This is a genomic window from Flavobacterium panacagri (genome assembly GCF_030378165.1).
GTDB lineage: Bacteria > Bacteroidota > Bacteroidia > Flavobacteriales > Flavobacteriaceae > Flavobacterium > Flavobacterium panacagri.
In genome coordinates, this window is record NZ_CP119766.1 from 893286 (window position 1) to 905384 (window position 12099).

Annotated in this window: 3 protein-coding genes; 1 reads left to right on the plus strand and 2 read right to left on the minus strand. The window is 36.5% G+C overall.

The annotated features are described in order from the left end of the window. Positions 1 to 294: 294 nt before the first annotated feature. Together P2W65_RS04125 and P2W65_RS04130 are read right to left on the minus strand one after the other, a co-directional pair. Positions 295 to 4170 carry a DUF8693 domain-containing protein gene (locus P2W65_RS04125; RefSeq protein WP_289663701.1) on the minus strand — a complete coding sequence of 1292 codons (3876 nt, stop codon included), beginning with the start codon at positions 4168 to 4170 and terminating at the stop codon, positions 295 to 297. Positions 4171 to 4321: 151 nt separating this feature from the next. Further along, a complete protein-coding gene (locus P2W65_RS04130; RefSeq protein WP_289663702.1) occupies positions 4322 to 11086 on the minus strand; it encodes a DUF8693 domain-containing protein in 6765 nt (2254 codons plus the stop codon). A 282-nt stretch (positions 11087 to 11368) separates the two neighbouring features. On the opposite strand from P2W65_RS04130, the gene P2W65_RS04135 reads away from it, so the two are divergent. Next, positions 11369 to 11851: a regulatory protein RecX gene (locus P2W65_RS04135; protein ID WP_289663703.1), complete on the plus strand. Its 483-nt coding sequence runs from the start codon at positions 11369 to 11371 to the stop codon at positions 11849 to 11851. Positions 11852 to 12099 lie beyond the last annotated feature (248 nt).

The following is a 12099-nucleotide window of genomic DNA, read 5'->3' on the forward strand; positions in this document are numbered from 1 at the left end:
ATCTGCTTATAAATTAATTATAGGGCTTATAAAAAACAAAGTGTTTAATCGAGTAATATTGCGTTTAGTCGATAATTTTAGACAACAAGGTACGATTTTATTTACACAGAAATTCACAATGTAGTATTAAACATATAATTTTAACAGCCAAAACTCAAAAATTATAAAAAATAAGAAAAAACTGTTAATTTTTAAAAAACAAACACCCAAAAACCTGTAAATCAGTATTTTAAATAAAAAAAGCCTTTTTACAGGCAATGTAAAAGGCTCTTTAAAAATGAAGAAGAAAATGATTTAAAAAATCACTTTTTTTGAAGTGGCATCACCATTTTCATAAAATATTTTAAGTATCAAAACTTGATGAGTAGAAACTAAATTCGAAATAATTACTTTACTTGATTCAATTTTACTATTTCTATACAATTCATTTCCTGAAATATCATAAATATCAATTTCTTTAAGATTTCCATCCAAAGATTCAACAGTAATGACATGATTTTTTACTGCTACTAAAACCCCCTCTGATTCTTTTAAATTTGCTGCAACTTCAAGTGTTTTATCGTTGTAAATTATAGAAAAACGTTGATTAAATGTTCCAGCATCCGATTCAAATTGATAAGGAAACTGACTAAGATTATGAATTTTCCCCAGAGTTTTATCAGCCAAAAAAATATTCCTTCCATCAAAAAACTTGTCTTGATGATCAAGTTCTAAATAATAAGTTCCCTTCAAATTAGTCTTATATCCTAAAATAATCGAATCACTTTGTCTAAATGGCAAAGCTCTTCCTTGAATACTAAGTTTTTTACTTTCAGCAATACTATAAAAATCTAATCCCTGATTTGAACTCAAAAGCTCTGCATCGTAATTTAAATCTAGACCATTTGAAGCTCCTTCTGCGTAACCTAATAGAATTTGTCTAAATCCATTATCATTATTTTTAAAATTCAACCAAAAGCGTTGCTTTTCATCTTGCTCACTTTGTGTTTCTGAATTCTTGGCAGGTTTAAAAAAGGTGTTATTACTTCCAGAAATTCTCATACTATTGTTAAATTCCAAGGCTCCCACGACATTGCTTTTCACAAAAAATCCTTGTCCCGAAGCTATAGTACCGTCTGGAGCTTTATTGCTAACGCCAGAATTGAGAGCTGGTCTTGTACCAACGCCTCCCAGAAGATTATAAGCCGCAAAACCATCTTCTGTATATTCATTATTTTGAGGCGGCTGATTATGAGTCCAGAAATAAATTGCTCCTTTTGTTTTACCCGTATTAAACATTAAAAAGGCATCAGCGCTGATTGCAGAAGGATAAGGATTTCCGACCAAATAGTAATTATTGGCTGTTTCAAAATCAACTTTGACTTTTCCATTATTAGGAACTCCTTTAAATATTCCTTCAAATATTACACGATCTGTAAGGGAATAATTTTGTGGCGCCCTAACGTTATAACCTTGCCCTGGAATCATCATCATTGTTCCGTTATAATTGACTGTCCAGCCAGAGAGCGGATTATACCAATAGTATTTATCACCAAGAGTTTCGGGCGATAAATCAAATAATTTTTGTTTTTCTACGGGCGAAGACCAATAGGTAAGATCGTATCGCATTACTGGATTAGTCTTTCTCTTCAAATGAATACTTCCAGTATTAATCATATCATCATCTGATTGATACAAACTTGCAGAATCTTCTAAAACCAAAGTTCCTAAACCGTTATATGCAAATTCAATTGCCAAAGTTTTATTCTCTGATAATACAACCGTTTTTCCTTCATCAATAGTACAACCACACATATTTGCTGTTATTAAATCTGAATAATTATCTTTGAAATAAACATCTTTTTCGCGAGATGGAAAACCATTTGACCAAGCAGTCCCATCCCAACTTGTCGTATTCACACAGAGTTTTAAGCGGGCAATTCTATGCTTTGAAATATCGGAAACGGAATTAAAATTTCCTCCAATCAACAATTTATATTCATCTGTGAAGTTCATTGCATAAAGGGTATTGTTCAAATTCGCCTTGAAAGAATTGTCAAGACTCCCCGAAGGCAGTAATCGAATAAGCCTTGAAACTGCAGTGGTTTTATAAGTTCCTGAAAAAGTCCCTCCTACAAGTATTCTTTCATCTGGCTGTACTAAAAAGCATCGAACATCTCCTTTACTAAAACCAGTTCCAGATTCGAAAGTAGTATCAAGACTTCCATCATTATTTAATCGAAGAATTCTCTTTTGTGGAATTCCATTGAAAACTAAAAAAGAACCCCCAACAATTATTTTTTGATCGGACTGTATAGCAACTGCATATACGTTTTTATCAAAGCCATTTTGAATATTAAAACTTCTATCAACACTTCCGTCAGTATTTAAGCGCACCAAACCTGCAAAATCCAAATCATTAAAGGTTTTAAAATGGCCTCCTACCAAAATTTTTCCATCTGGACATAGTGTAATTGTTTCGATAATTCCATTAGCTCCTGAACCAGTATTAAAAGCGGGATCTTTTGTTCCATCTGCAAGCAGCCTAATAATTCTTCCGGCATTTACTGTTGATCCATTAAATTTTGTAAAGTTTCCTGCGGCTATAATTTTTTGATCGGTTTGAATTGCCAATGCATAAACTTGTCCATTACAGCCATCACCAATATTAAAAGAAGCATCAATTTCTCCGTTTGAAGTAATTCTGATAATTCTATTATTAGTAATATCATTGTACTTTGTAAAGTTTCCTCCTAAAACTATTCTCCCATCAGCTTGTAATACGGCAGTTTTTATCAGGTTATTGGCTCCTGATTTTTCAGAGTTAAAAGCCGTATCACTAGAACCATTCTCTAAAAGGCAAGTAACCCTGAAAGCTATTGCCCCATTGAACTTTTTAAAACTGCCTCCAATCATTATCTTTTTATCAGCCAGAGGTAAAATACTAAAAACAGTATTATCAAATCCTATTCCTGAAGACAAATAAGCAATATCTCTTTCTCCATTACTGTCGATTTTAGCCAATCGGCCTTGATTTAATCCGTCAAAAACAGAAAAAGAGCCTCCCACAAACCAAGATCCTTCCTCATCAGATTCTAAACATAAAACAGAAGCTGAAGCGGGTCCTGAACCGATATCAAAATCTGGTTTTATTGTTCCGTCTGCATTTAAAAAGACCAATCTATTTACCTCATTATTGTTATACAATCCTGTAAAAGATCCTCCAGCCATAATATCTCCATTTGCATTAATTTTCAATACCTGAACGCCTTCTTTACTAAAGCCTGAACCCATTTGAAAACTCTCATCTTTACTTCCATCCTCATTTAAGCAAACTATCCTATTAGCTGCACTATCATCATATACAGTAAAATTACCTCCTAAAACTATCTTTCCATCAGAACGCAAAGCAATGGCATTGACATCATCATTAAATCCAGTTCCGGAATCAAAATCGGGATCAATACTGCCATCTTCTTTTAGCTGTATTATTCTATTGATAAAACTCGTATTGAACTTAGTAAAATTTCCCGTTAGAATTATTTTTTTTGCAGATGTAACACAAACATGAGTAATATTTAATGCTGAACCACTACCCGTTAGAAAATAAGAATCGAGATTTCCATTAGGAAGTAAACGTGCGATCCTATTCACTACCGTATTATTGTATTTCGTAAAACTTCCTACAATGATTATTTTTCCATCATCCTGTAAAGCGATATCGTAGACAATGCCAGAAGTTGCAGTTGTAGCTGCTCCAATTGTTGTATTAAAACTCGCATCGTAAGATCCGTCAGAATTTAAACGAACTAATCGACCTGCATTAAATCCGTTATAAGTTGTAAAACTTCCTCCAAGAATAATTTTGCCATCGTCTTGTAAATAGGATGCATAAACTTTTCCATTAAAACCTTTTCCAGTACTAAAACTGTCATCAATTGATCCATCGGGATTCAGTCGAGTAAGGTAGGAAACAGGAGTTCCATTTAAACTTAAAAATTCACCACCAACAATTAAACGATTGTCTCTCTGCAAAAGAAGTGTCCTTACTGGATTACTAAAACCGTCTCCATTTTCTCCATCATCTTTCGTATTAAAGGTAATGTCAACTTTTCCTTGCTGTGCAAAAAGGATTCCGTTAGAAGATAAAGGGAAAATTAAAATTAGCAGGTAGAGTGTCTTTTTAATCAAAACAATGTAATTGAAGTTAATATTTGTAAGAATTAAACTAAAATTAAAAAGTATTATTAAAATGCACAATACCAAGATTTAGGGATATTAAGGCATAAAAAAAGTCCATTCGTTTGATAGAATGGACTTTAGTTTTTTATTTAATTAAAATCTACAAATTACTATAAATGATTTTCTTCGCAAATGTATAACCGTTTTCTAATGTAATTTTCACTAATAAAGCCTGATCGCTTGACTGCAAATTAGAAATCTGTAATTCTGAAGAATTCACATTATTCTTATTATAAAGCAACTGCGCACCAATGTCAAAAATATTAACCTCTTTTATCGTTTCTTTAGAAGAGGTAATTTTTACCACTTTATTTTTAACAGAAACTAAAACACTATTTTCTAAACTCTCAATATCATCTACTCCTAGAGTACCGCTTGTATAGCGAAGCACAAAACGGCTGTTGAATGTTCCTGCTGCCGAGTTGAATGTGTAATCGGCCAGACGAAGGTTGGTTATTTTTCCAGTCGTTTTATCTTCTAAGAATACATCCTGTCCGCTGCCGAATAATCCGTCGGCGTGGTCGATAGCTACAGTATAATCTCCCGCTGTTGAAAGCATATATCCTAATGGTATTAAATCACTGTTCACAAAAGGAAGCGCACGCCCCTGGATGCTTAGTTTTTTAGAATTGTTGATACTGTAAAAATCAATATCAGGATTTGATCCCATAGAGACAGCATCAAAATCAACATCGGTTGTATTGGTAGCCCCGGTCGCATATCCAACCAGAATCTGCTTGAAGGTTCCTGAGGCATTGGTGAAATTCAGCCATACACGGTTTTTTTCCACAGCTGCCGACTGGTCTGTTTTGTAAAACTGTCCGTTATGGGAAGCTCTTCTCTGGTCATTGTTAAAGTTTACTGTTGCCGCAGGAGCTTTCACGATGAATCCCTGGGTAGCGCCGATATACCCCTGAAATGCATTTGAGCTGCCTGTTGTTGTGGAACCTAAACTATTATAAACTACAAAATCATCTTTATAATATAAATACTGATCTGTCGTAGACTGGATTGGAAGATTTACGTGTGCCCAGAAATAAAGCGCTCCGATGCCCGGATTATCCGCTGTAAATTTGTCTGCGCTGATCGCTGACGGATAAGGGTTACCGATTAAATTCCATTTGCCGCTTACAACAGCAGCCGGAATATTCCCGTTATTTGGAATACCTGTAAAAGTCCCAATAAAATCAGCTTTCACATTGATATCATAATTCTGCGGAGCCCTGATGCTGTATCCTTTTCCTATCACCATCGGAGTTATTCCGTTGTAGTCAATTGTCCAGCCGCCGCTAGGATCATAAGTGTAATACTTGTCTCCTAAAGTGCCCGGAGAGAATTCATGCATGCTGAAACCTGTTCTCGTCACCGGCATTGACCAGTAGGTTAAATCGTAACGTCGCACAGAGATTTTTCTTTTATAAACAATCTCTCCTGTGTTTACGGCATTTGTAGTCTGCACTAAACTTGCACCGCTTTCAAAAACCAGTTTTCCGTTTGAGCTTACCTCATTGGTAATCGTTAATGTAATACCTTCTGGAACCGTAACTACCGGATCGCCTGTAGCATTAGGAATACTGATGGTAAGTCTACAAGCTTCCATATCTGCTGCAAAAGGATTTCCAACTGTCGAAGCGATAATCACACTTTTAGAACTGCTAGGAAGTCCATTAGACCAGCCTGTACTTGTCCATGTTGTTGATGATTGGTCTCCAATACTTACCGCTCCAGTTTGTGCTGATGCACAAGTTGTAGCGGTTTGAACTGTAAAATAATACGTTCCTTGAGCCAAACCTGTTATCGTTGTTGTTGTTCCTGAACCAGGAATACTTGCCGTTGCAGTACCTGATTGATTAATTTGCCATGATCCTGATGGTAGACCACTTAATGCTACAGTTCCTTGACTTAAACAAGTTACGTCAGTTTTAGTTCCTACCGTTGGTGTTGTTGCTATTGAACGTACTGTAACTGTCCAACTACCAGTTGATAATGTTGGACTAGTGTTACACGCACCATCGTTTGCGAACCTTGTATATGTAGTTGTTGTGGCTAATCCCGCTGGAGGTGTATAGGTTGCACTATTTGAACCAGCAATATCAACTCCGCCAGCTTGCCATTTATATGTAATTGTTCCGTTACCGCCACTTGCGGCTGTATCACTTCCAATTTGAGAAGGATTCTGTCCCAAGCAGATTGTTTGACCAGTTGTCTGAATTGCTCCAGCTGTAAATTGTGGACGAACGGTTACAGCCCAAACATTTGTAGAGCTTGTAAATGCATTACAAGTTCCATCTTTTGCCTGACGTCTGTACCACGTACTTACTGTCAATCCTGGTGCTGGTGTATAATTTTGTGTATCGCTCGAAATTGTTGTCGGTGAGGTAAATGCAGCATCCGTACTACTCTGCCATCTATATGTGATTGTTCCGTCGCCACCACTTGCTGCTGTAGTGCCTCCAATTTGAGAAGGATTTTGTCCATAACAAATCGTTTGTCCAGTTGACTGAATTGCTCCTGCCGTAAATTGAGGACGAACAGTTATTGTAGCGCCTGCTGATATATCAGCTACCGTTGCAGTGCAATTTGCATCACTTAAAGCTGTAATTTCATACGTCGTTGTACTCGTTGGGTTAACGTTTACTGTATATGGATTTGTACTAGTCGAAAAAGTACCTGAAGAACCTCCATAAGTATACCATATATTCCAAGGTCCTGTTCCTGTAAATGCAACAGAAACTGGTGTACTTACTCCGTAACAAGTAGTTGTCGTACCACTTATAGTTGCTGTAGGACGAGGTCTCACCGTAATTACAGCACTTCCTGTCATATCTCCTGCTGCTGCTGTACAATTTGCATCGCTTAATGCGGTAACAGTATAAGTTGTATTAGCTGTTGGATTAACATTAAAGGTATATGGACTCGCTGTAATATTAGTAACATTTGTAGTAGCTGAACCATTCGAATAACTCAGACTCCAAGGTGCTGTTCCTGTTAAAGCAACAGAAACTGTTGTGCTTCCACCGTTGCAGATAGCTGTTGTACCACTTACTACTGCTGTAGGTCGTGGGTTTACTTTTATCAAAATAATAGGTGAAGTACTTGTGCAAGTACCGGAAGTAACTACCCTTCTGTAATACATGCTTTGTGTTAAAACTCCAGGGGTATAATTTTTAGCGTTAGCACCTGTAATAGGTGCAAAGGTTCCAGTAGCCGATGTACTGCTTTGCCATTGATAACTATAACCACCAGCACCACTTGGATCACTTCCTGTTATTTCTCCAGGTGCCGTTCCTGAACATATTGCTTGTGAGTAATAAGCAATTACTCTTAAATATTTATAAGTATTTACACAAGGATCTGGTAAAAAATTTGTATTAGTTGCTCTAATTTTAACTGTACCTGAATTACCCAACAATCTACCTTCAACAAAACTTTGGCTACTTGGAGCATGACAAGTATAATTTATTGAAAAAGAGGGACAGCTTCCATTCGCTGTTCCATAACTAGCAAAACTTACAGTATTAAAATAAGTTCCTGTTGGAGCTATAAAATCTGTATCATTAGTATTATCTTCTGGAGCATTTATACAAATAAAACCTGATGTACCATTTGAATAGGTAATAGTGTTATTACCAACTCCAACAGTTATTGTCCCGCTTGTAGTTGCTGCAGTACAAGAATTTCCTGTAGTCGTAACATTATATGTAAATTGGCCACTTACCGTAGGAGTACCACTAATTGTTAAGGTAGTTCCAGAAACAGCATAAGTAACTCCAGCTGGCAATCCTGTAATTGTTGCTCCTGTGGCTCCTCCTCCCAATGTCATTGTAATATTTGACATCGCATTGTTTTGACAAACGGTTCGATTCGCTCCTGCTGATATAGTGTGAACAGAGTTAATAGTTACTGTTCCACCTAAACTGGCAGCAGTACATGGCGTTGTCTGCCCTGTAGTAGCAACACTGTAAGTTCCTCCTGCTGTAGGAGTACCACTTATTGTAACTGTACTTCCGCTTACATTTGAAGTCAAACCAGCTGGAAGACCTGTGACATTTACGCCTGTTGCTCCTCCACCAAAAGTATATACTATGTTTGTTATTGCTGTTCCTGGACAAACTGTAGGTGATGCTGTTCCGCTTGTTAATACTAAAGTAGGCGCTGGATTTATTGTAATTGTACCATTTGCGGTAGTAGCTGTACACGGAGATGCTTGTCCTGTTGTTGTAACAGTGTAAGTTCCACCTGCTGTTGGCGTCCCACTTATTGTCAATGCATTTCCACTTATATTTGAAGTCAAACCTGCTGGAAGATTAGTGACGCTTGCACTAGTAGCGCCTCCTCCAAAGGTATAAACAATATTTGTAATTGCAGATCCTGAACAAACTGTTTGCGATGCAGTACCACCTGACCTAGTTAAAGTTGCTGCTGGATTTGTCGTAATAGAAATTGGATCGCTGCTGTATGAACACGATGCACTCGTAGCTGAAGTTACAGTTCTTCTATAATAAGTAATATTTTGAGTCGCATTACCTGTGATAGCAGCTGGAGTATAATCTTCACTAGTCATTCCTGTACCAGTAGTAACGTTTGACCATGGCCCCGTAGCACTTGATGAAGATTCCCATTGAAATCTTACAGTAGGATTTACTGTAGTACCATTATATTGATAAGCAGATCCGTCTATCAATCCAGGAGTGGTGCCGCTACAAACAGTAGTCGTTGCTGGCGCAGTTATTGTGTTAGAACTGGCATTAAAAGGCGTCATACTAAATTCTACTACGTTACTTCCTCCGTTTTCATAATAATCAAGTACTAGGACACTACTTCCCGTAAGATTAACAAATACATTTGAATAAGTTGTAGCCGATTGTTCCTGCCATTGGTTAACAACCCTTACACCATCAACATACAATCTAACACCATCATCACCTCTTACCGTAACCATATAACAGCCGGTTTTTGTTGATCTCATCCTGTAACGTACTGCAAATTGTTCTGTACGGATAGAACCTCTCTGAGCTCCACCTGAAAGAACTGGAAAACAAACATCATTACCTCCAAAATTTTGAGTAATAGATTCTCCTGGTTCATTATAGTAACCTACATATTCTGCCCCACTAAAAGGAGTTGTTGTAGTAACAGAAGTAGGTGAAGTACCACCGGGAGGCGTAGTAGCACTTGTCCAATTATAAATGTGCCCTCTCCAAGTATTATCAGTTGTCCCTGCTAATGTCTGATCATCTAAAGTATTTCCAACGGAATTTAAAGAAAGTGTTAATCCTCCAGTTCCTGCAATTCCATTATTAGAACAACTTCCTGTAGATACAACAACCTTTACCTGTCCTGAATATGGTGCAACCCAATTAGTAATAGTAGCTCCCGCACTACCTGTATTGGTTGCGGCAGGTGAAACATCTGCATCCGTATTCGCATTCAAAATATTTATTTTTTCATTATTTCCTGAAAAAATATCCCCAACTTGAAATGTATAAGTATACCCTTGAATAACATTTAACAATGCGTACTGACCAGCACTAATATTTGCTGTTGTCTGTGTATTATTTGAATCAACACAAAATGAATACGTAGATCCTATCTGAGAAATTGGAGTATTGTTACCATTAATTGTAAAAGTTGCTGACGTTCTCGTACATGATGCATTTCCTGAAGAAGCATAAAAAGTAGTTGTTCCTACCGTATTAGTATCTGCCAATCCTCCTGTAACTCCTACAGGATTAAAAGGAGAACCTCCTCCAATCAATGTCCCTCCCGAATTGTACCACAAAACTGGAGATAAAGTAACCTGTCCTCCTGCTGGAGGCGTCACAGTCCACGCATAACTACCTGAATATGTTCCTGTTGTTGATGACCAAGTAGTAGAGACTAAGGTATATACAACACCAGCCGTTAAAGTTGTCGTCAATCTAGGTTCTGTTTGTGCTGCTCCATCATCATCAGAGCCTACAACCCAACCCGCTGAGCAAGTCCCTGGTGTAAGACCGGCTGTATATATATATGCCATTCCATCATAAGAATTGGTATCTGTCATTTTGAAGGTATAATTTCCTGTTGTGTTCACAGTAAAATTAACGGAATTATAATTTCTTGATACTGTTCCATCAAATGAACAAGTCGTAGAATTTACCATACCACCTGCAGGCATATTAGCAGTTGGATCAGCAGCTCCATTCCAAGATCCCGAAAATGTATTTGATGTAGTTGCTCCACTTGACGAAGCTGTTAAAGTCCCTGAACCACCTTGGCAGATTGTAGCCGGTGTAGTAGTAGTTGGAAAACAAACTGTACCAGTAAATGTAAAATCATTAATACTATATTGCCTTGTTCCACTTCCTCCCCAAGCATAAACTCTAAAAGTTATCGAACTTGTAATACCTTGATATGAAGTTCCAGATAATGAAATTGTTCCTCCTGAAGATCCTGGAGTTGCAATATTAGCGACATACCCATCAATACTTGATCTTACGGCAAAATTTGTAACACTCGATCCACTTCCTCCAGTTTGAGCACTATATACGAGAGTTACAAAGTTTATTGAATTTCCAGCACTAGGAGTTAATGTGAACTCAAAATAATTATTTAAAACAATATTATTTGCACCTGTAGTTCCACTCCATCCTGATGCATTAAATCTGTCATTACCATTTGCCGCTACTAAACTTGTACCAGAAAGTGTTGATCGCGAAATTCCCGAAACAGTAATACCTGGAGCAACTATTTGTCCCGTTGTATATGGACTTGTATTACCTGGATTATTACCATCAATATTGTTATTCCACAAAACCTGCCCAAAACCAGCAGTATGCAAAAAAATAAAAAATAAAAACGAGTAAAGTAATTTTCTCATCATATTCAGTAGGTATTTGTTTTAAATTTGTTTTTGGCTGCTAAAAAGCAAAAAAGGCAATATTTCTTACATACGAAGAACTGTGGCTTTTGGTTTTTTAACTCGAATCTAAATGTTAAAATTCTGGTTTTCAGCAGAATCAATGAAATGTTAAATTCTCGTACAAAAATATCTAAATTAGGCTAATACGCAAGGTTATAATTTATTTCTTTTTATAATATTTTAACAAAATTTAGAATTATTTTACAACTTATTGACTATTACTACATTTAATCGTTAAAACGCATGAAAAACCCGACGAAATGCACTTTCACTATCAAAGAAGCTTTACAGAAATTAGAGCATTTTTGTGCCTATCAAGAGCGTTGCCACCAAGAAGTTGTGGAAAAATTATATAGTTTAAAGATGACTTCAGATGAAATTGATTCCGTTATAGTACAGCTGATAGAAGGGAATTTTCTTAACGAAACTCGTTTTGCCTGTAGTTTTGCACGTGGCAAACACCGAATCAAACATTGGGGTAAGATTAGAATTACAAGCGAACTAAAAGCAAGGCAAATTTCATCGACGAACATCACTTTGGCTTTAAAAGAAATTTCATCGGAAGAATATTTTGAAACTTTTGAAAATCTAGCCGACAGATGCTGGAACAATTTGACCGAAACCAATCTTTTGAAGAAGCGAAAAAAGTTTTGCGATTATATGCTTCGAAGAGGTTACGAAAGCAATTTGGTTTACGAAAAAGTACAAGAATTGGAAAAAAAGTAGAATGCCATTTTCTATTCCAAAAAGAGTTTCTTCTAACTCTTTCAAAATCATTTTCATCTACTTAAAAGATATATAAATTCCTTACAGAAATCCCAACAACTTTCGGTTGTAAAATATTCCTTTTTTGAAGAATTTATATCAAACGCGACGTTTTTTAGTCTAAAATCTCAAAAGAGCCCGTCGAAAAACGTTAAAATTTACGATTATTCTTATATTTTATTTTAACATTTTATAAGAATATTTGGCGA